17 protein-coding genes and 1 tRNA gene are annotated in these 20,002 nt (G+C 51.0%); 11 read left to right on the forward strand and 7 right to left on the reverse strand.

Annotated features, from left to right (window positions below):
- The first annotated feature begins 21 nt into the window (after positions 1 to 21).
- The 5 genes from glpK to ACP9M6_RS06415 all read left to right on the forward strand — a co-directional run bounded on the left by glpK (position 22) and on the right by ACP9M6_RS06415 (position 4,458).
- Positions 22 to 1,482 carry a glycerol kinase GlpK gene (glpK, locus tag ACP9M6_RS06395; RefSeq protein ID WP_427454565.1) on the forward strand — a complete coding sequence of 487 codons (1,461 nt, stop codon included), beginning with the start codon at positions 22 to 24 and terminating at the stop codon, positions 1,480 to 1,482.
- Between the two features lie 23 nt (positions 1,483 to 1,505).
- Positions 1,506 to 1,582 (forward strand) — tRNA-Ile (locus tag ACP9M6_RS06400).
- Positions 1,583 to 1,688: 106 nt separating this feature from the next.
- Complete coding sequence (locus tag ACP9M6_RS06405; RefSeq protein WP_427454567.1) at positions 1,689 to 2,705, forward strand: TRAP transporter substrate-binding protein; 1,017 nt, start codon at positions 1,689 to 1,691, stop codon at positions 2,703 to 2,705.
- Positions 2,702 to 3,187: a TRAP transporter small permease gene (locus ACP9M6_RS06410; RefSeq protein WP_427454569.1), complete on the forward strand. Its 486-nt coding sequence runs from the start codon at positions 2,702 to 2,704 to the stop codon at positions 3,185 to 3,187. The genes ACP9M6_RS06405 and ACP9M6_RS06410 overlap by 4 nt, the downstream gene beginning before the upstream one ends.
- The gene (locus ACP9M6_RS06415; RefSeq protein WP_427454571.1) at positions 3,178 to 4,458 is read left to right on the forward strand and encodes a TRAP transporter large permease; all 1,281 of its coding nucleotides are present in this window, start codon (positions 3,178 to 3,180) and stop codon (positions 4,456 to 4,458) included. Before ACP9M6_RS06410 ends, ACP9M6_RS06415 begins: the two co-directional genes overlap by 10 nt.
- A gap of 33 nt (positions 4,459 to 4,491) precedes the next feature.
- On the opposite strand, the gene kduD is transcribed toward ACP9M6_RS06415, so the two are convergent.
- Positions 4,492 to 5,250 (reverse strand): 2-dehydro-3-deoxy-D-gluconate 5-dehydrogenase KduD, encoded by a 759-nt coding sequence (kduD, locus tag ACP9M6_RS06420; RefSeq protein ID WP_427454573.1) that lies wholly within the window; start codon positions 5,248 to 5,250, stop codon positions 4,492 to 4,494.
- A 197-nt stretch (positions 5,251 to 5,447) separates the two neighbouring features.
- On the opposite strand from kduD, the gene ACP9M6_RS06425 reads away from it, so the two are divergent.
- Complete coding sequence (locus ACP9M6_RS06425; RefSeq protein ID WP_427454575.1) at positions 5,448 to 6,083, forward strand: RpiB/LacA/LacB family sugar-phosphate isomerase; 636 nt, start codon at positions 5,448 to 5,450, stop codon at positions 6,081 to 6,083.
- A gap of 47 nt (positions 6,084 to 6,130) precedes the next feature.
- On the opposite strand, the gene ACP9M6_RS06430 is transcribed toward ACP9M6_RS06425, so the two are convergent.
- Both ACP9M6_RS06430 and ACP9M6_RS06435 read right to left on the reverse strand, forming a co-directional pair.
- Positions 6,131 to 7,234: a LacI family DNA-binding transcriptional regulator gene (locus ACP9M6_RS06430; RefSeq protein ID WP_427454577.1), complete on the reverse strand. Its 1,104-nt coding sequence runs from the start codon at positions 7,232 to 7,234 to the stop codon at positions 6,131 to 6,133.
- A gap of 73 nt (positions 7,235 to 7,307) precedes the next feature.
- Complete coding sequence (locus ACP9M6_RS06435; protein ID WP_427454579.1) at positions 7,308 to 8,150, reverse strand: 2-keto-4-pentenoate hydratase; 843 nt, start codon at positions 8,148 to 8,150, stop codon at positions 7,308 to 7,310.
- 136 nt (positions 8,151 to 8,286) lie between these two features.
- Here ACP9M6_RS06435 and ACP9M6_RS06440 point away from each other — a divergent pair, with 136 nt between their 5' ends.
- From ACP9M6_RS06440 to ACP9M6_RS06455, 4 genes are all read left to right on the forward strand, one after another.
- The gene (locus ACP9M6_RS06440; RefSeq protein WP_427454581.1) at positions 8,287 to 10,014 is read left to right on the forward strand and encodes a glycosyl hydrolase family 28-related protein; all 1,728 of its coding nucleotides are present in this window, start codon (positions 8,287 to 8,289) and stop codon (positions 10,012 to 10,014) included.
- A 182-nt stretch (positions 10,015 to 10,196) separates the two neighbouring features.
- A complete protein-coding gene (locus tag ACP9M6_RS06445; protein WP_427454583.1) occupies positions 10,197 to 10,847 on the forward strand; it encodes a GTP cyclohydrolase II in 651 nt (216 codons plus the stop codon).
- 75 nt (positions 10,848 to 10,922) lie between these two features.
- Positions 10,923 to 12,506 (forward strand): ABC-F family ATP-binding cassette domain-containing protein, encoded by a 1,584-nt coding sequence (locus tag ACP9M6_RS06450; protein ID WP_427454585.1) that lies wholly within the window; start codon positions 10,923 to 10,925, stop codon positions 12,504 to 12,506.
- A gap of 167 nt (positions 12,507 to 12,673) precedes the next feature.
- Positions 12,674 to 13,246, forward strand: a complete 573-nt coding sequence (locus tag ACP9M6_RS06455; protein ID WP_427454587.1) for a fasciclin domain-containing protein — start codon at positions 12,674 to 12,676, stop codon at positions 13,244 to 13,246.
- Between the two features lie 60 nt (positions 13,247 to 13,306).
- Here the strand turns inward: ACP9M6_RS06455 and ACP9M6_RS06460 are convergent, their stop codons facing one another.
- Genes ACP9M6_RS06460 through ACP9M6_RS06470 form a run of 3 tightly spaced genes read right to left on the reverse strand, consistent with a single transcriptional unit; the run spans position 13,307 to position 15,603 of the window.
- A complete protein-coding gene (locus tag ACP9M6_RS06460) occupies positions 13,307 to 13,837 on the reverse strand; it encodes a rhodanese-like domain-containing protein (RefSeq protein WP_427454589.1) in 531 nt (176 codons plus the stop codon).
- 59 nt (positions 13,838 to 13,896) lie between these two features.
- Positions 13,897 to 14,763 (reverse strand): mechanosensitive ion channel family protein, encoded by an 867-nt coding sequence (locus ACP9M6_RS06465; protein ID WP_427454591.1) that lies wholly within the window; start codon positions 14,761 to 14,763, stop codon positions 13,897 to 13,899.
- Positions 14,764 to 14,775: 12 nt separating this feature from the next.
- A complete protein-coding gene (locus tag ACP9M6_RS06470; protein ID WP_427454593.1) occupies positions 14,776 to 15,603 on the reverse strand; it encodes a mechanosensitive ion channel family protein in 828 nt (275 codons plus the stop codon).
- A 172-nt stretch (positions 15,604 to 15,775) separates the two neighbouring features.
- Here ACP9M6_RS06470 and ACP9M6_RS06475 point away from each other — a divergent pair, with 172 nt between their 5' ends.
- Positions 15,776 to 17,617 carry an acyltransferase family protein gene (locus ACP9M6_RS06475; protein WP_427454595.1) on the forward strand — a complete coding sequence of 614 codons (1,842 nt, stop codon included), beginning with the start codon at positions 15,776 to 15,778 and terminating at the stop codon, positions 17,615 to 17,617.
- On the opposite strand, the gene uvrB is transcribed toward ACP9M6_RS06475, so the two are convergent.
- Positions 17,618 to 19,783, reverse strand: coding sequence for an excinuclease ABC subunit UvrB (gene uvrB, locus ACP9M6_RS06480; protein WP_427454597.1), 2,166 nt, complete (start codon positions 19,781 to 19,783; stop codon positions 17,618 to 17,620).
- Positions 19,784 to 20,002: the final 219 nt, after the last annotated feature.

Raw genomic sequence — 20,002 nt, forward strand, 5'->3', positions numbered from 1 at the left:
TTTTCATTGCATCAAGTAAGTATGAAAAAAGTTATTCTCTCTATCGACCAAGGTACGACGTCCTCTCGAACGCTCGTTTTTTCCCAACGTGGAAAGATATTATTCTCTGCTCAGGAAGAATTTCCGCAGATCTATCCGCAGGATGGATGGGTTGAGCATGATCCAGAGGCGATTTGGTCAACTGTTTTATCCACACTCAAAAAGGCTTATGCTTTTACGCAGGAAGCCGAACTCTCTGTCGCTGCGATTGGTATTACGAATCAACGTGAGACGACTTTGGTTTGGGATCGGCAGACGGGAAAACCGATTTACAATGCTATCGTTTGGCAGGACCGTCGCACGGCTAAAATTTGCCAAGAGCTGGCCAAGCAGATGCCTGTCGAGGCGTTACAGGCCAAAACAGGATTGCTTCATGATCCTTATTTCTCCGGCTCTAAAATCGCTTGGATTTTGGACAATGTTGATGGCGCACGCGATATGGAATTGGCGTTCGGCACTGTCGATAGTTTCCTCATCTGGCGACTGACAGAGGGTCAAAGTCATGTCACGGATGCGACCAATGCCAGTCGGACAAACCTGTTCGATATACATGCGCAGGATTGGGATGATGATTTGCTCGGGCTCTTTGGTGTCCCGCGTTCAGGTCTGCCCAAGGTTTTGGATTGTTCGGCACAATTTGGCGTCTGTACTGTTCTGGGTGATGATATCCCAATTCTGGGCGTTGCAGGGGATCAGCAAGCTGCGGCGATTGGACAGGCCTGTTTTGCACCCGGCGATATTAAATCGACTTATGGCACGGGGTGTTTTGTCATCCTGAACACGGGCAGTGAGGCGATAAACTCCAAGAATCGACTTCTCACAACTATTGGTTATCGCCTGAATGGCAAGACGACTTACGCGCTGGAAGGTTCAATCTTCATGGCCGGAGCCTCCGTGCAATGGTTGCGTGATGAGATGAAACTCGTCGATCATGCGGCTGAGACTGAAGCCGTGTGCGAGACATTGGAGAGCACGGGCGGTGTTTATCTTGTACCGGCTTTCACAGGGCTCGGCGCACCGCATTGGGCACCCGATGCGCGGGGCGCCGTCTTTGGTATGACCCGGGATACGGGTCGGGATGAGCTCATCCGGGCGACAGTCGAGTCGGTCATCTATCAAACGTATGATCTGTTTGATGCCATGGCAAAAGATGGCGTGGAACCCACGACTTTGCGCGTCGATGGCGGAATGAGTGCCAATAGTTGGATGTGTGGCTATCTCGCAGATATTCTCGACATTCCTGTCCAACGTCCCGCGGTGCTGGAAACCACAGCGCTCGGCGCGGCTTATCTCGCAGGGTTGGGTGCAGGACTTTACGAGAGTTTGGAGGAGGTCGCAGATCAATGGGCCGTCGACCGAGAGTTTACGCCAAATTTAGATGCAAAGACCCGTGAAACCCGTCTTGCAGAATGGTCGAAATATGTGCAGAAGCTGCTTTCCTGATTTTGAGCCTTGGCTCAATCAACGGGGGGTTAGCTCAATTGGTTAGAGCCGTCCGCTCATAACGGATTGGTTGGGGGTTCGAGTCCCTCACCCCCTACCAGTTACATGCCAAATTTCAATCTCGTCTTCGGAACGGGGTTGTGACTTGTAGTATGACACCGGTTACCATATGCGTCTGTTTACAAGTGTTTGAGGGAGAAAACCTGATGATTGTAGGACGCAGACGCTTTATATATGGAAGCGCGGCAGGGCTGTCCGGTTTAGGCGGGTTTGGACTTCAGGCTTGCACACCCTCCGCTGACGCCCCTCTGCGGACTGTTGATATTTTGCCCGAGGGTTTTCCAACCGTCATCGGTTTGGAAGCGATGCGGGACGATCTCTTAGAGAGGTCGGGCGGTCGTCTGCAAATGAAGATCTATCCTGGCGCACAGCTGGGCGCGGAAAAAGATACACTTGAACTGACCGTCTTTGGTGGACTGGATATTGCGCGTGTGAATATTGCGCCGCTCAATGCATTCGTCCCAGAAACACGGGTACCGTCGCTGCCATTTATGTTCAGATCTATTGATCACATGCGCGTGGCGATGGACGGCGCGCCGGGTCAAATCATATTAGAGTCGATGCGCTCACATGGTTTGGTGGGGCTGGCCTTTTACGATTCCGGCGCACGGAGTTTTTATACCTCGGAACGTTCAATCAACGATCCATCCGACCTCTCAGGATTGAAAATCCGCGTGCAGAATTCTGATCTTTTCGTGTCTATGATTCGCGCATTGGGAGGCAATCCTACGCCTATCCCACTGGGTGAAGTCTATCAGGGGCTTTTACAGGGTGTGATAGATGGGGCTGAAAATAATTGGCCGTCTTATGAGAGCTTCCGGCATTTCGAAACGGCACCTTATTATAGTCTAACGCGCCATGTTATTTCGCCAGAGGTGGTTTGCCTGAGCCTGAAAACTTGGGAGCGTCTGTCGGAGGCTGACCGCGAGATGGTCCAAGCTGCGGCGCGTGTATCAGTTCCCATTATGCGGGCCGCGTGGGATGAACGCGTTGAAACCTCGAAGTCTATTGTTTCAGAAGCGGCCAAACCTGTCACGGTAACGGAACCTCCTGTCGCGCCTTTCCAAGAGAAGGTCCAAGCCGTCTGGGCGCAATATCTCGACAGTCCGCGATTGCAGGAAATTACTGATATGATCCAATCTATTGACGAGACTGCATCATGACACGTCTTTCTGAACTCCTATCACGATTTTCTCTCCTCTTTTCCGCCATAGGCTTAATCGGTATGACAGCAATCATTACGTGGCAGGTCTTCGCCCGTTATGTCCTGTCAGCCTCGCCGGCTTGGGCGGAGCAGGCGTCGCTCTTGCTGATGTTGTGGTTTATTCTGTTTGCCGCAGCTGCCGGTGTGAGAGAGGGCTTCCATATTCAGCTCACCATGCTGCAGGACCGTGCTAAGCCTGCGACGCGCAAACGTATTCGCATTTTCTGTCATCTCGTCGTCGCGGTTTTTGGTGTCTTTATGGCAATATATGGTGTGCAACTCACCGTAGCGGTTTGGACCCATTCAATACCGACGCTCGGTTTGTCCCGGGGGTGGGCTTATGTGCCGATTGCGCTCTCTGGAGCTCTGACGGCGTTTTTTGCGGTGGAGCAAGCTCTGGCCGAAGCTAAAGGTGAGGTGGTGAAACCGCTATGGAACTGATCTTTCTTCTCGTCACATTATTCGGCCTTTTATTGGCGGGTGTCCCCATTGCCTATTCATTGGGTGCGGCCTCGCTCGCAACCTTCTTATTGCTGGGTTTGCCGCCCGTCGTCCCGTTTCAGCGTATGGCAGCGGGTATGAATGTCTTTACCCTCATGGCGATTCCATTTTTCGTGTTCGCGGGTGACTTGATGGCTCGCACAGGAATCGCTGAACGATTGGTTAGGGTGGCTGAGGCTGCCTTTGGCCGAACACGCGGCGGCCTCGGACAGGTCGATGTCGGCGCTTCGATGATGTTTGGCGCTGTATCCGGATCTGCAGTTGCCTCTGTTTCGGCCATGGGGTCCACTCTCATGCCAATGATGAAGGAAAAGGGCTATGATGCGGATTACGCCGTGAATGTGACGATCACGGCCGCTATTCTAGGAATCCTGATCCCTCCCTCCCATAATATGATTATTTATGCGGCCGCTTCGCCCGTCAGTATTTCTGTTGCGGATCTTTTCCTAGCAGGCGTTATTCCCGGTATTTTGGCCGGTCTTGCGCTCATGTTTGTGGCGTGGCGCGTGGCGATAAAACGCGACTATCCGCGGGGTGAATTTCCAGGTTGGTCTGCGTTCGGTAAATCAATTATTGGCGCGATTCCGGGCTTAATGACGGCTTTTATTATTGTCTTTGGTATCCTGCTCGGGGTTTTTACGCCAACGGAGAGTTCTGCTGTGGCCGTAGTCTACACGATTTTAATCGGCGCTTTTGCCTATCGAACACTAGGTCTTAAACGATTCTTGGAAGCTGCCAGCAGTGCGGTGAAGACAACTGCGATGGTTATGTTGATTATCGGGACTGCCTCTATGTTTGGCTGGCTTTTTGCGCTTCTTGGTGGGCCTTCTGCGCTATCCGCTGGACTGACGACATTTTCAGATAGTCCGGTCATCGTAATGCTGTTGATACTCGTCATCTTACTGATTTTGGGCGCATTTATGGATATGGCCCCGCTGATTATCATCACAACACCGATCTTTCTTCCGGTTGCGATGGACGCGGGTGTGGACCCTGTTCACTTCGGGATTATCATGTTGCTGAATCTTGGCATCGGACTTGTCACACCGCCGGTCGGATCCGTTCTATTTGTCGGATGCGCCGTGGGTGGGGCGAAGCCAGAGACCGTCGTTAAAACGATCTGGCCCTTCTACCTCGCGCTGATAGCGATTCTTTTATTGGTCACCTTCGTTCCAGCACTTTCGCTATGGTTGCCTGCTGCGATGGCATAAGCCGAGACCGCCAGTTCGACAGCCCTTATGCTTCTATCGTGCGAGCCAGCCACCATCTACGGGTAATGTGATACCGTGCACATAATTGGACGCCGCCGAGGCGAGAAAAACAACTGCACCGCCTAGTTCTTCCGGTTTGCCCCAATGACCCGCTGGTATTCGGCCGAGAATGGCCGCATTCCGATCCTCATCCGCTTGTAGGGCTGCCGTATTATTCGTCGCAAAATAGCCCGGTGCGATGGCATTGGCATTGATCCCGTGATGTGCCCACTCATTCGCCATCAAGCGTGTGAGGCCCATCACACCGGATTTTGACGCCGTATATGAGGCCACGCGAATGCCGCCTTGAAATGACAGCATGGAAGCGATGTTAACAATCTTGCCGGGCGCTTTGCGGCCAATACAATGATTGGCAAAAGCCTGCGAGAGGAAGAAGAGGTTTTTCAAATTCACATCCATAACGGCGTCCCAATCGTCTTCACTGAAGTCAACAGCATCATTCCGCCGAATGATGCCGGCATTATTGACGAGAACATCAACTTGTCCTGCGATTTCGACGGCCTCGGCCAGCGCAGTTTTAGCAGCGGCCGTCTCTATGAGGTCGGCCCGGATATCATAAGCCTTCTGGCCTGCAGCCTTGATTGCGGCCAGTGTCTCCGTCGGAGCGGACCGTCCAACAAGGACAATATCTGCACCCGCTTTTGCGAGGGCGACGGCCATGCCTTGGCCAAGGCCGGTATTCGCACCGGTAACAAGGGCTGTCTTACCAGAAAGGTCAAATGGATGTTTCATGCGAAGTGTCTCCTATGGATTCGTCAGACATTGAAGTGCCATAAGATACATCTGCATTCCGAAATGAGATATGTCTTGCGACAGTGAATGACACCGGTTACCTTTATATCAAATCAGAGCTCAAGCAAATCTTTGTAATTTACGAGGATCAATGACCTTCCTGAATTATTTTGCCATTATAAAGGACACGTACCGCCATGAAAATTGCCCTTATTGTTGAAAACAGCCAAGCCTCGAAAAGTTCTATTGTGCACAAGGCGCTGACAAGTGTCGCTGAACCTCTGGGGGACGAAGTTCATCATTATGGTATGTATGGCGCTGATGATGATGCGCAGCTGACTTATGTAATGAACGGGATTTTGGCGGGTATTCTTCTGAATTCAAAAGCGGCGGATTTTGTTGTCACGGGTTGCGGGACCGGTATGGGTTCCATGTTGGCCTGTAATGCAGTGCCGGGCGTCTTCTGTGGATTGGTTATCGACCCAACAGATGCTTTCCTTTTTGGTCAAATCAATGACGGGAATGCGATCTCCATGCCTTATGCTAAAGGCTTTGGTTGGGCGGCAGAGCTGAACCTTCAAGATTGTTACCGGAAACTCTTTGAGGTCAAACGCGGCGTTGGATATCCCAAGGAACGTGCGGAAATTATGGCTAAGAACCGGAATATCCTGAAAGATATGAAGGCGGCCTGTACACATGATATGATGACTGTCTTGAAAAATGTGGATCAGGATCTCCTCAAAACGACAATCGCAGGCGAGAAGTTCTCCGAGCTCTTCTTCCCCAACTGCCAAGATGACGAAATGGCCGAATACCTGCGTGGCTTACTGTAATTATTTGTAAAGTAATGCGGCTCTGAATTATGTCAGGGCTGCCATACTTATATTCGTGGTGCTCCCGTCGAATCTCTGACGACTAACCAAGGGGCTTTATAGTCCTGCAAATTCTCCGGTATTGGCTTTTCCAAGAGGCGGTAGGCGGCAATTCTCGCAAATTCTAGTGTTGGCGTATGGATGGTCGTTAACCGCGGCCAAACATTTTGGGCAACGCGAAAATCATCATATCCCACAACAGATATGTCATCTGGCGCCCGGCGTCCGGAAAGTCTTAAGCCTTGTAAAAACCCCGCCGCCATTTGGTCATTGGCGCAGAAAACAGCCGTTGGCGGCACGGGTAAGTCGAAAAATTTTTCAACGGCAGAGAGGCCGCTCTCGAACTTGTAATCACCTTCGACGATATAATGAGGGTCGAGCGATAAATTAACCGCTGCCAGTCCGGCTTCCAAACCCCTCTGACGTTCTTGACTAGATCTAAAACTTGGACGACCGCTCAGATATCCGATTGTCTTGTGGCCTAATTCAATAAGGTGCCGGGCCGCCTGTTGCGCGCCCACCGCGTCATGGGTGACGAGCATATGTTCAGGTTTTCCAAGCTCCACTGAGGCAATTCGAATGTGGCGACACTCTATGTCTTGGAGCATTGCAGCTAGCGCCTCGTCCTCGGAGACAGACGGTGTCAGGACGACTCCGTAAAGTCTTTGACGTTGAATAAAATCCCTTATCTTTTCAATAAAATCCGGCGCAGCCCTGTCGCAAGGATGAACGAGGAGTTCGTATTCTGTGGGCTTCAGAACATCCAGCATGCCTTCCTGCGATGTCACCACATATTGCGGGTTCGGATTGTCGTAGATCAGCCCGATCAGAAAGGCGTGACTGAAATTTAAACCGCGGGCCTGTGGATTTGGGATATATCCCAAGTCGTTCATGATCTCTTTGACAGCGGACCGCGTTGTCTCACTCACCGAGGGGCTATCATTTATAATGCGAGATATCGTTTTTTTAGAAACACCAGCGATTTTAGCGATATCATTGATTGTCGCTTTGCGGCCCTTGGATTGCTCTTTCCATAGCTTTGCAAGACGCACGGCCTCACTCAGGCGATTGTTTTTATCGCCTAAGCGTTTGTCTATGTTCCCTTCAGTCATGCTATCAGTATGCCTCTAAAAACAGGTTCGAGGCAATGTCAGAGAGGGTTTGAGCGATCCGCATTGATGCAGATCAAACCACCGATGGTTCAGCTTTTTTGGGTATCATGTTTAGGCCAAAGCGTCCCAATCCCTCGAATGTCATCAGGCCCGTGCTGCCAATCGCGGCGGAATGCACTCCTGTGACGGCACCGGAAGACACGAGAATTTTTTCAGGTAATTCGATTTGATCCTGCCGCGTTTGCAAATGATTTAACAGGAACCGGACTGCACCTAATGGCCCGTTTTCGCCCGGGTTGGTCGTCGCGGTCCCGATTCTCTGTCCATCAATATCAACTGAAACGGTGGCTTCATCCAGTCTATCTAGGACTGATAGGTCAGCTGCCGGGCCAATCCAAACGGAACTGTTATTGCCAAAGTCACTAATGATTGAGCCCGGGCCCAAATCATTGACCATTGGCATCGGGCTACTCGCGATTTCCGTGCCGATATTCACACTGGAGATCGCAGCTTTTGCATCCTCTAACGAGAAGGGCTCTGTCCGCGACCAGTCAATATTGGCCAGTGTGAAGACCCATTCCGCTTCATAGGCCGCAAACCCACCTGGGAAGACTTCGACATCGGCCGTTTCGCCATCGGTAATTGAATATACATTTCTAGAGAAAACGGGACCAGCCAACCAATTAGCGCCAAATTGGTCCCTAAAGTGAGGTGGAATTCCACCAACCTTAAAGCCGACAAGCGTATCCGGCCATTTATCTATGGATAGGTTTTGCACAGCATAAGCCTGCTCATGCGTCGTTGGAATGATACCTGGGAAATCTGCAAGGGCGGTTGCTGATAAGCGGGCAGACCGAAGACGCGCCGAGATATCGGCAATATCCGGGCTTTGAGATTGAGAAACTGGATGTGTCATGCTGTGTTCTACTTTCTGTCAGATTTTACGCGTACAGTCCTACGAGATGTAAGGATAGCAATATCAAAACAAAGGCTCTCTTGAACCCATCATGCTGAATTTGACACCGGTGGCAATATAGAATTAGGGTATAAGTATGCGGTTAAAGACTATGAAAAATTGTTTGAAAAATATTGGGCTTTCTGCAGCTTGCTGTATTGGGGCACTAGGCGGATTTGAAAATTCTTTTGCTCAAATTTTAGAAGACGATCTCTCGGCAGGTCTACCGCCCACAGTCACGTTTGACGATGGAGATCAGGCTGTTTTTATGCCTGACTATTCTTATGCGGGATATGGTTATGGCGTGAAGGATATTCCCGATTTTTCTGACGCGACCCGACTGAAAGCGACAGAATTTGATATCATACCGAATGACGGTAAGGACGATTCAAAAGCATTCCTCGCCTTAATGGAGCAGGCCAATAAAATAGCCGGCCAAGTTTTGATTGAATTACCAGCGGGCCGGATTGAAATTTCTGAAATTATTCCAATTTCTCGCTCGAACATCGTTTTGCGCGGTATGGGCAGTGGCGCTGGCGGAACAGAAATTCACATTCCCCGACCGCTCTCGATGATCGATACAAAGGGTAAATTTGATGAAATCCACGACTATCTTATTCGCTTTAAAAAAGTGCAGCGTGAGCCTGATCGTAATATAGAACGCCAATTTTCTGATTATAGTTGGACGGGCGGGTTCTTCTGGATTGGCCCGAAAGATTACAGGGCCGCAGCCTATCTGGAAGAATTAGATCGTCCGGATACGGTCTTGGCAGAGGCGATCTCCGGGAAAAGAGGGCAACTGAATTTAGACGTGGCGGACACATCGCGCCTGAGCATCGGTGATGATGTCGAACTGGTTTGGTATTCTCGCGACGGTGAAGAGGGCGGTATTATTCAAACTCTTTATGGCGAGACGGATTTAAAGGTCGGCTCTCACCATTGGAGCTTCCCTGAACGCGGTCTCGTCCGACAGAAAACACTCATCGCAGATATTTCGGATAAAGTGGTAACTTTGGCTGACCCGCTCCTTCACCCGATTTCAAAAGACATTCCTGCTAGTCTCGTCGATTGGTCACCTCTGAAAAATGTTGGGATTGAAGATGTCGCCTTTACTTTCCCCGACGGGGTCAGTTTCGGTCATCATCTGGAACAGGGATTTAATGCCATTTATTTCGCGGGTGCGATGCATAGCTGGGCGCGAGACATCACGATTCACAATGCCGATAGCGGTATCCTGTCCTATGGGAGTGCGAATTTGACGATCGATAATATTACGACAACAGGGCAGCGCGAGGCGCATTACTCGGTCCACGCTGGTAATGTTCATAATGTTCTCATTTCTGATCTAACTGTCCGTAATCGTGTGCGACATGCGCTGACTGTCAATACGCAATCCACAAAAACAGTCTTTCTGCGGAGTGAGGTTCTCCAGCAGCCTACATTGGACCAGCATGCCGGCTCCAATCATCAAAATCTGTTTGACCAAACTGTCTTTCACTTAGACATTGATTCGAAGAGCGAGACAGCGACTTATCCGGTTTGGGACGGCAGCGGGGCGGGCTATTGGCAGCCGGGTCATGGACGCTTTAATACGACTTATAATCTGGAACTTAGAGTGAAGTCCGGCATGAGCCGAGATGAAATTCTAACCGCAGAAGGATTGGCCGAAGGACCCGATGCAAGGTTGATTGGGATATGGGGCAATCGTGATGTGATTGTCGATTACCGCCCCCGACCGAGCATCGCCTTACTGGGAGAGGAGCCTCAAACGAGGTCACTCTATGAATGGCAGCTGGAGCAGCGGAAAAATCAAAATTCACGATAGGCGGCACCTATTTATCAAAGTGATAAGGCCCTATTCATTATTCAAAGCTCTGATAATTCCAATTGATTGAAAGATGAGAGTGGTGCTACCCGCACACAAAATCGTAGTGAGGCTGAAGTTTAATTGTAAACTTAGCTTCTACGCCTTTCCGTCTTGCGTATGTATGTAAAATACAGCGCATCGTGCAAAAGCCAAAATCGCAAATATTTTCACTGAATGGAAAAATAGTGTCTGAAACTGCCAAAGCAAAGCAATGTACAGTAAAGACAGCGGTAAAAGTTCCTATGCCCGAAGGTGTTGTGGGAACAGTCGTTAGTTTTGATGGTCTAGTAGATGGTAAAGAGCATTTTGCCATTTATTTCGGAGATATAAATTCGATAGAGAGGCCTCTCGTCAGAGTGCATTCAGAGTGCTTAACGGGCGATGTCTTCGGCTCTTTGAGGTGCGATTGTGGCCCGCAACTCAATGAGGCGATACATATTTTGAGTGAGCAAGGAGGCGTCTTAGTCTACATGAGGCAGGAAGGTCGCGGAATTGGACTTTACAACAAGCTTGAGGCCTACGCCTTGCAAGATCAGGGTATGGATACGTTTGAAGCCAACAATTCTCTTGGTTTCGAAAATGACCTGCGGGATTATACGGCGGCAGGGCAAATGCTTACGTGTTTAGGCGTAGATAAAGTTCGTCTCATGACGAATAATCCTGAAAAAACGACACAAATCGGTGAGTGGGTGGATGTCGTTCAAACGCCCACATCGGCATATCTGAACCCTCACAATAAAAAATACTTAAGTGCAAAAGTTCAGGTTTCGAACCATACCATATCCATATAAGCTTAAACCCATTCTGTTAGAATTTTAGCAGGCTAAGGCCTTGCCTTTCGTGAGCACCCCCTTAGGGGAGCGCGCATGTTAGCTATTTCTGATCTCGACTATGCCGTACAGGGCCGTCCGCTGTTCCGTAAGGCGACCGCCTTTATTGCGGGTGGCTGGAAGGTTGGCCTGATTGGTCGCAATGGTACGGGTAAGTCGACACTGTTACGCCTCATCCGTGAAGAAATTGAAGAACCGACTAAGGACGCCTCCATTAAACTGAACAAAGGCGCCCGACTCGGCTGGGTCGCACAGGAAGTTGCCGCGACCGATGATACGATTATGGATGTCGTTCTCGCCGCTGATACGGAACGTGCGAAACTGATGAAAGCGTCCGAGACGGAGACCGATCCGGACAAGCTGGGTGAAATCTATGAACGTCTGACGGATATGGATGCGTGGAATGCCGATACACGCGCCGCCATTGTGTTGGCGGGCCTCGGCTTTAAGCAAGAGGATTTCCACCGGGCGACGAAGGAGTTTTCCGGCGGCTGGCGGATGCGCGCCGCGATTGCGGGCGTCCTTGTCAGTGAACCGGATGTGCTGTTACTCGACGAGCCGACCAACTATCTCGACCTCGAAGGCGCGGCTTGGCTGGAGGGCTATATCCAGAAATATCCGCATACTGTCATTATGGTCAGCCATGACCGCGAAATGCTCAATCGATCCGTTACGCATACTTTGGCGTTGGAACATCAGGAACTCATGTTGACACCCGGGGGCTATGACGACTGGATGACCTTGCGGGCAGCGAAAACGGCGCAACTGACAGCGCAGAAGATCAAGCAGGATAAGGAGAAAGAACATCTCCAAGCCTTCGTGGATCGCTTTAAAGCCAAAGCCTCGAAAGCCAAACAGGCCCAGTCCCGTGTGAAAATGCTGGAAAAGATGCAGGACATCGCGATTCCGATTGCGGAGCGTACAACGCCTTTTAATTTCCCTGAACCCAAGGGCAAGTTGGCGCCGCCCATGTTGCAGTTGGAAAATGCGGACTTGGGTTATGGCGAAGATGCGAAAATTCTCAGCAAAGTGACCTTGCGTCTGGACCCGGATGACCGCGTTGCGATTGTTGGCGCAAACGGGCAGGGCAAGACGACCCTCGTCAAATCAATCGCGCAACGACTCCCGCTCATGACAGGTGATCGTAAGGCGTCGCCAAGTCTCAAGATCGGATATTTTTCGCAGGACCAGTTGGATGAATTGACCGAAGGTGAAACCGTTCTCGACCATGTCGCGAATAAGCTTCCCAAAGGAACGGCGCAGAGCCAAGCGCGGAGTAAAGCCGCGCAGATGGGTTTCTCTCACGAAAAAGTTGAGACACAGGTTGAAAAACTCTCAGGTGGAGAGAAAGTGCGTCTCCTGCTTGGCCTCATGTCTATCGACAAGCCCCATGTTCTCATTCTTGATGAGCCCACATCGCATCTGGATATTGATAGCCGTGAAGCCCTTATTTACGCATTGAACGATTTTCCAGGTGCAGTCCTATTAATCACACATGATGTTTATCTGGCAGAGGCCACAGCGGACCGACTTTGGCTGGTCAATAACGGCAAAGCGAAACGCTATGATGGGGATTTGCGCGACTATAAGAAGCTCGTGATGCAGGCGGATCGGAGCTAATCGCGACAGCCTGTCGCAGAATTCTTACCATCATCTAACTCAAAGATTAAACGCGTGTTAGGTTCAGTCACGGGATCGTGAGGTCGACATCTGAACGACGGTTGCAGCGCGTAGCTCTTACATGAACCTGATCTATTGTGCTCAGGACGATAAATGAGAGTGACATTATGAAAACCTTACGTATCCTCGCTGCTTCCACAATTGGTGCGGCTTCCATCGCCCTAACCGCCGCCCCAGCTTTTGCCGGTGGATCCAGCTATAAGGCTGAAAAAGCAGCTAAGCCGACCATCGTTGAAGCAGCCATGAACACAGAAGCGCTGTCCACGCTCGTCGCCGCCGTAAAAGCGGCCGATCTTGTGGAAACACTCAACAGCCCTGGACCCTTCACGGTATTCGCGCCGACAAATGATGCCTTCGCCGCATTACCAGACGGTACAGTGGAGACATTGTTGAAGCCCGAAAATAAGGCTGCGCTCACCAACATCCTGACAGCACATGTCGTTGCAGGTAAGTTGAAAGCTGCCGATATTGTAGCACTCGCAGAAGCCAATGGCGGTTCCGTTGATGTTCAGACAGTTGCTGGTGCAACTCTGACGGCGAAACTCTGGGACGGCAAACTCTATGTCAAAGACGAAAATGGCGGAAAAGCCTCTGTTGCCATCGCTGATGTCAAAACATCCAATGGCGTCGTTCACGTCGTGGATAAGGTTTTGCTGCCAAGTGATGACGGCAATAGCTAGGCCTTCTTAAGTTTAGAGTTTTAAAAACGGCCCGCCTTCCCATTCGGAAGGTGGGCTTTTTTATTCCGGACTATACCGTGCTTTTTCTGCACGCACGACATAGCGTTTCCAGACTTCATCATAAGGATGAACCACATCCGTCTCTCCGTCGGCATCTGTGAGCACACGCCGCTCATTATGCCAGCCAAAGACGCCACTTTCTAAATTGGAAACGGAGGTCGCGCCTTTTGATTCCAATGCTGCTGTCATGCGCTCTGCGAAAATCGAAGACCGACGGCCTACCGAACAATAGACAACGACCTGTTTATCCTGAACATCCCCGATCTGGGTCAGAAAAGCTGCCTCGGAGATGCCAGGATTAATTTGCACCGCACCGGGCAGGTGACTGACGGCAAATTCCTCCGGTTCACGAATATCTAGCAGAAGAATATTTTCACCACGAATCGTCGTCAGGTCGTCAGCTGTAACGTGGGAGACTGTCGGATAATCTCCGACAATATCCGCATGGATGTCAGTCAGTCCCTCTTGTCCCACGGCACAGGCCGAAAGAAGGAGGGGTATCAATGGGATCAGTATAGCGCGTTGAAACATGTGTACCGTTTAAACTTGATCGTAACGTCGCGCATTGCACATCGGCGTGACCACTAAGCCTAGCCTGACAGCTCAACACTGTGCGGATAGGGGATTGTGATACCATCTTTGTCAAAGGCCTCTTTAATGGATTTATTCAGATCAAACATGACGTCCCAATAATGTTCGGCTTTGCACCAGACGCGGCTTTGAATATCGACGGAGCTTTCATTTAGCATTACAACTTTCGCCCAAGGCGCATCCGGTTCGCTCAGGACGTGTGGGTGGGCTGCGGCGACATCTTTGATAATGGCAATCGCTTTATCAATATCGTCATCATAATGGATGCCATAATCCACATCGACGCGACGGACGCCCATGGATGTGAAGTTCTTGATCGTCCCGCCCCAGGCTTCGCCATTTGCAATGATGACTTCAACATTATCAATTGTGGCAAGTTGGGTTGTGAAAATATTGATGTCTGACACGACGCCCTGTTCACCCGCGACATCCACGAAATCGCCAAGCTTATAAGGCCGAAAGAGCATCAGCATCACACCCGCCGCTACATTGCCGAGTGTTCCTTGTAACGCCAAACCAATAGCCAGAGTCGCGGCGCCCAACATGGCGACCAGAGAGGCCGTTTCAACGCCGATGCGCTGCACCGCTGCGATGACAACAAAAGCTGTCACGATATAGCGGATGATGGAGGCGAAGAAATTGCCGAGCGTATCGTCGATACGGCCATTTTTCGCAATCAGCTTTCGAACCCACGTTCCAATGGCTTTCGCGATCTTCAGTCCGATCCAAAGGATGAGAAGGGCAAAGATGAAGTTCAGAACGGCGGGCTGGATGCCCTGCCAGAGTTCCAGCAGATTGTCGGGTGAGAAAAAACCGACCGTCTCCGCAATCGCGTCTCCGGTGCCTTCAATGATGTCGTTTTCCATGGACGCTCTCTTCTAACTCGTTGTGGGTGTAGGGTTGCCTAAATCTTTGCGTATTTTCACGATATGAGGATAGGGAATACCAATCCCTGCACTATCAAACGCGGTTTTCATCGGCTGGGAAATTGACACTTTTAAACTTCGCAGGTCGTCATAGTCACACCAAGCACGAAGTTGAATATCGACGGAACTGTCATTTAGCTTCACGACTTTGGCCCAGGGTGCAGGCTCGGCATGGATGCGCGGGTCAGATTTGGCTACGGATAAAATCGTCTCTATCGCGAGGTCAAGATCGGCGTCATAACTCACCCCGAAATCCATATCGAGACGTCGCTGGCCGAGGGCGTTATGGTTGCGAATAATGCCGCCCCAGATATTTCCATTTCCAAGGATGATCTCAACATTATCCCGCGTCTTGAGGCGTGTGCTGGAAAGTGTGATTCCTAGAACGACACCTTTGACGCCGTTTACCTCAATCTCGTCCCCGACTTTAAATGGCCGGAACAGGTTGAGCATGATCCCCGCCGCGAGATTTCCAAGGGGATATTGAAGAACGAAAGCGGCCGCTGCGCTAAGACCTAAAATCATGCCAGCCATGGAGGATGTATCAATACCGATAATGGTCAGTGCCGCAATCGCGGTGACAGCCATCAGGAAGTAGCGGCAAAGGCTCGCTAGGAAACGTGACACGGACGGGTCGGATGTAGGCGCTTTATTTAGGTTCGCTTCAATCAATGAGGCGATTTTTTCGGAGAGCTTGAGACCAACATATACGATGATAAGCGCTGCCAGCACGGGTAGCGCATATGTCGTGACGACAGAGAGAATCGTTTCTAAGTCCATAAATTAATGTCCTTTTCGCTATAAGTTGTAGCAAAGCGCGCGTCAGCGTCAATCCGTAGCACTCGGTTTATGACTGGTATTATCTTTATTTATATCTCTTATGCAGCGGGTTGCAGGCCGGTTCAGGTCTGGTAAGCGCGTTAAAAGATGATCGAGCTGGAAATTCGAGGCGATGAAATCGACCATATATGAATTGATCAAACCTCTAGAAGGCTATCGTGCCTTGGCCATTTTGGCTGTTCTAATTTTTCATCTTGATCGCAATTTTCTTCCCGGCGGATTTTTAGGGGTAGACCTCTTCTTTGTCATCTCCGGCTTCATTATCACCAAGGGCCTAATGACGCGAAAGGCGCAAGGTCGGCTCAAGCTTTCAGCATTTTATTTGAGGCGAATTCGGCGTCTCTTTCCCGCCTTGCTCGTGACGGTCACAGTGACGCTTATCGCGTCTTGGTTTATCTTAGTCCCGGAAGAGTTTGCAGCGACGGGGAAGTCCGCTCTATTTAGTCTTGCCTCTCTGGCCAATATCAGTTTTTGGCTGGAATCCGGCTACTTCGCGGCTGACGCTGAAACGAAGCCGCTTTTGCATATGTGGTCCCTTTCGGTTGAAGAGCAGTTTTATCTGTTCTGGCCGTTGGTCTTCGCCGTGTTCGGGCCTAAACGCTGGAAGGTCTGGACTTTTGTTCTCCTAATTCTTTCTTTTGGCGCGACGGTATGGTTCGCGCGTATGTCGCCTGAAACAGGTTTTTTCTGGTTTCCTTTTCGCATTTACGAATTCATGGGCGGAGCAATTTTATCAATTCTTGGGCTCCGCCTTAAGAATAATCTGCACGCAACAGTGGCGCTCCTCGCAGGCTCTGCTTTGTTTCTCTATGCCTGTTTCACTTTTGACGCCGTCAGCAATCTTGCTCTGACGGGCGGCGTTACAGTTATCGCGTCAATGCTCCTTCTCTTATCCATGGACTCAAAATTGGCGGAGACCGTTTTTGGCAATCCCATTGCCATCTGGATTGGCCAGCGCAGCTACTCTATTTATCTCGTCCATTGGCCGCTTATTGTTTTATATGTGAGCGCATATGGGGGTTTAAATTTCGTGGAAATGATTAGCCTTGGTCTGATCTCTTTCCTATTGGGGGCGGCTTTAAAATGGCTCATCGAAGATCCGTTTCGACAGGCCTCACATCCTCGTTCTCTATCCCCCTCAAAAGCCTTTGGTGCACTTATTCCTGTGACGGCTGCTTCGGGTTTTCTAGCGGCAATGATTTGGATAAATCAGGGTTTTCCGCCAGAACGTGAAACGCAATTGAAGGATTATCTTGTGGAAGATAATCGCTATCAATCTTTGATGCGTCAGGGAACGTGCTTCCTGTCCACAAATGACCGTTTCTTCGATATGCCTGAAACCTGCTATAAGACGGTTTCTGGGAAACAGAATATGCTCCTTTTGGGGAGTTCCGTTGCGGCGGATTTACGTTATGGCTTGGAGCTCTCCTTTCCAAATTGGCATATTTCGCAGATCACAGCGGCGCGCTGTAATCCATTTCCGGGTGCCAGTCGTTCTGACACGTGCGAGTCGGTCCGGAATTTCGTCTTCGAAGAGGTGCTTGACAATCAAGAATATGATCTGGTCATACTCACTTGGTCCCATCTTAAGAATGCGGCTCAAGTGAAGACGATTGATGACTATATGACACAGCGAGGCATAGATTACGTGCTGATCGGCTCCCGTCCCGTTTTCGATCAATCGCCCCGACAGATCATTGCCAGACATGCCAGTCTTGACGGTTTGGATGCGGAAATGCAGTCGCATGTCTTACGCCAGAAGGATAAACTGCCGCGCAATCCTCAGCGTCACTACTTCTCCTCTATCGACGCCATGTGCCCGTCATCTGACACTTGCATCTGGCAGATTGACGGAACTCTGGCCTACCGTGATCCGCTCCATCTTTCGCCAACAGGGTCAGAATATCTCTCGGCTGAATTTGCGAAATGGTATGCGGAACGGCCGTCTGATTAATTAGCCTTCCGCCGCGGCAGCCTCCGTCTTCAACTTGTTCATCTCATCCCGCAAACGCGCCGCTTCTTCAAATTCCAGATTCTCCGCTGCCTCGAACATGCGCTTCTCCAAATTCGCCATGGCCGCTTGCATATTGCCGCCCATAAACGGTTCTGACCCTTCGGCCATTTCGAGAATTTTACGCTGCGCCTTGCCGCTTTTGCCGACCCGTTTCTTGCCGGATGGGGTGTAGCTATTGGCTTCATCTTTGATTTTCTGGCTGGCTTCCGAGTCGCCGACCATATCCGCGACACCGCGCAAGACGGTTTGCGGCGTAATGCCGTGTTCGAGATTATGCGCGATCTGTCTCTCACGGCGGCGTTCCGTTTCGTCCATAGCGCGCTTCATCGATCCTGTGACCTTGTCGGCATAGAGGACGACATTGGCTTCACTGTTCCGCGCGGCGCGGCCAATTGTTTGGACCAGCGCGGTTTCGCTGCGGAGGAAGCCTTCTTTATCCGCATCCAAAATTCCGACAAAGGCACATTCCGGAATGTCCAAACCCTCGCGGAGCAGGTTAATCCCGATGAGGACATCGAACACGCCGAGGCGCAGATCGCGAATGATCTCAATCCGTTCCAACGTATCGACATCACTGTGCATGTAGCGGACTTTGATGCCTTGATCGGACATATATTCCGTCAGGTCTTCGGCCATCTTTTTCGTAAGTGTCGTAATGAGAGAGCGGAAGCCTTTCGCCGCGACTTTCTGCACTTCGTCCACGACGTCATCGACCTGGTTATGCGTTTTGCCGGATACAGGTCGGATTTCGACGGGCGGGTCAAGCAGGCCTGTCGGACGGATGACCTGTTCGACGAAGACACCGCCCGTGCGTTCCATTTCCCAATCGGCGGGCGTGGCGGAAACATGCACGGTCTGGGGCCGCATCGCGTCCCATTCCTCGAATTTTAGCGGGCGGTTATCAATGCAGGAGGGCAGGCGGAATCCGTGATCGGCGAGGGTAGATTTGCGGTTAAAGTCACCCCGGCTCATGCCGCCAATTTGCGGCACGGAAACGTGGCTCTCATCCATGAAGAGCAACGCATTTTCCGGCAGATATTCGAACAATGTGGGTGGCGGTTCACCCGGCGCGCGTCCCGTCAGGTAGCGGGAATAGTTCTCAATGCCGTTACAGAACCCCGACGCGGCCATCATTTCCAAATCGAATTCGGTCCGCTGGGAGAGGCGCTGCGCTTCCAGCAATTTGCCTTCACTCTCAAATAATTTCAGCGTTTCATTTAATTCGTGTTTAATGCCCTTCATCGCGGATTGCACGGTCGGACGCGGGGTCACGTAATGCGAATTGGCATAGACGCGGACGCTTTCCTTTTCCGCATTTGATCGCCCCGTCAGTGGGTCGAATTCCGTGATGCTCTCGATCTCCTCACCGAAAAATTCGAACCGCCACGCCGTGTCGTCATAATGGGCGGGGAAGAGTTCGACCGTGTCGCCGCGCACACGGAAAGAGCCGCGCTGAAAGGCGAGATCATTACGCGTATATTGCAATTGCACGAGCTGCGCCATGAGCGTGCGCGGATCAATCTCCTGCCCCCGTTTCAGATCAATCGTCATTTCGGTATAAGTCTCGACCGACCCGATACCGTAAATGCAGGAGACCGAGGCGACGATAATACAATCATCGCGTTCCAGAATGGCCCGCGTCGCGGCATGGCGCATCCGGTCGATCTGCTCATTCACGCTACTGTCTTTTTCGATGAACGTATCCGTGCGTGGGACGTAGGCTTCGGGTTGATAATAATCGTAATAGGACACGAAATATTCGACAGCATTGTCGGGGAAGAAGCTCTTGAATTCGGAATAAAGCTGCGCGGCGAGCGTCTTGTTCGGCGCCATGATCAGGGCGGGGCGCTGGGTCTGTTCAATGACTTTCGCCATGGTGAAGGTCTTGCCCGAGCCTGTCACGCCGAGCAGGACCTGATCGCGTTCAATCGAATTCACCCCCGCGACAAGTTCCGGGATGGCCTTCACCTGATCGCCTTTGGGTTCAAACTCGCTGACGAGTTTGAATGTTTTGCCGCCCTCAATTTTCTCAGGACGCGCGGGACGATGCGGCTGCCACATGGACATATTTGTATCGGCGACGGGTTTAACGGTGGGGGCTGGCATGGCTCCAATATAGGGAGGATGAGAGAGTCGGCAAGGCAGTAGACATGCGTCATTGGTGACCGACGATCTGGCGTACGGCTGGGTACTCAAATGAGTAGCGGGACAGCCCGCAGGGTCAGCACTCGCGACGGAGTACCGAAAGTTTAGTTTTGTTTTACGCGGGTATGACCCTGCGGCGGTGGTTTGTATAACGACGGCCCGTATTATGCCCCCGGAGTC

Origin of the sequence: Litorimonas sp. WD9-15 (assembly GCF_050271975.1) — a bacterium.
Taxonomy (GTDB): Bacteria; Pseudomonadota; Alphaproteobacteria; order Caulobacterales; family Maricaulaceae; genus Litorimonas.

What these genes read in the sequence shown, in the direction of transcription:
- glpK (WP_427454565.1), top strand. Translation starts at nt 22, where the DNA reads ATGAAAAAAGTTATTCTCTCTATCGACCAAGGTACGACGTCCTCTCGA.
- ACP9M6_RS06435 (WP_427454579.1), bottom strand. Translation starts at nt 8,150, where the DNA reads ATGACACATCCAGTTTCTCAATCTCAAAGCCCGGATATTGCCGATATC.
- ACP9M6_RS06430 (WP_427454577.1), bottom strand. Translation starts at nt 7,234, where the DNA reads ATGACTGAAGGGAACATAGACAAACGCTTAGGCGATAAAAACAATCGC.
- uvrB (WP_427454597.1), bottom strand. Translation starts at nt 19,783, where the DNA reads ATGCCAGCCCCCACCGTTAAACCCGTCGCCGATACAAATATGTCCATG.
- ACP9M6_RS06450 (WP_427454585.1), top strand. Translation starts at nt 10,923, where the DNA reads ATGTTAGCTATTTCTGATCTCGACTATGCCGTACAGGGCCGTCCGCTG.
- ACP9M6_RS06460 (WP_427454589.1), bottom strand. Translation starts at nt 13,837, where the DNA reads ATGTTTCAACGCGCTATACTGATCCCATTGATACCCCTCCTTCTTTCG.
- ACP9M6_RS06425 (WP_427454575.1), top strand. Translation starts at nt 5,448, where the DNA reads ATGAAAATTGCCCTTATTGTTGAAAACAGCCAAGCCTCGAAAAGTTCT.
- ACP9M6_RS06470 (WP_427454593.1), bottom strand. Translation starts at nt 15,603, where the DNA reads ATGGACTTAGAAACGATTCTCTCTGTCGTCACGACATATGCGCTACCC.
- ACP9M6_RS06405 (WP_427454567.1), top strand. Translation starts at nt 1,689, where the DNA reads ATGATTGTAGGACGCAGACGCTTTATATATGGAAGCGCGGCAGGGCTG.
- ACP9M6_RS06415 (WP_427454571.1), top strand. Translation starts at nt 3,178, where the DNA reads ATGGAACTGATCTTTCTTCTCGTCACATTATTCGGCCTTTTATTGGCG.
- ACP9M6_RS06440 (WP_427454581.1), top strand. Translation starts at nt 8,287, where the DNA reads ATGCGGTTAAAGACTATGAAAAATTGTTTGAAAAATATTGGGCTTTCT.
- ACP9M6_RS06475 (WP_427454595.1), top strand. Translation starts at nt 15,776, where the DNA reads ATGAAATCGACCATATATGAATTGATCAAACCTCTAGAAGGCTATCGT.
- ACP9M6_RS06465 (WP_427454591.1), bottom strand. Translation starts at nt 14,763, where the DNA reads ATGGAAAACGACATCATTGAAGGCACCGGAGACGCGATTGCGGAGACG.
- ACP9M6_RS06410 (WP_427454569.1), top strand. Translation starts at nt 2,702, where the DNA reads ATGACACGTCTTTCTGAACTCCTATCACGATTTTCTCTCCTCTTTTCC.
- ACP9M6_RS06455 (WP_427454587.1), top strand. Translation starts at nt 12,674, where the DNA reads ATGAAAACCTTACGTATCCTCGCTGCTTCCACAATTGGTGCGGCTTCC.
- kduD (WP_427454573.1), bottom strand. Translation starts at nt 5,250, where the DNA reads ATGAAACATCCATTTGACCTTTCTGGTAAGACAGCCCTTGTTACCGGT.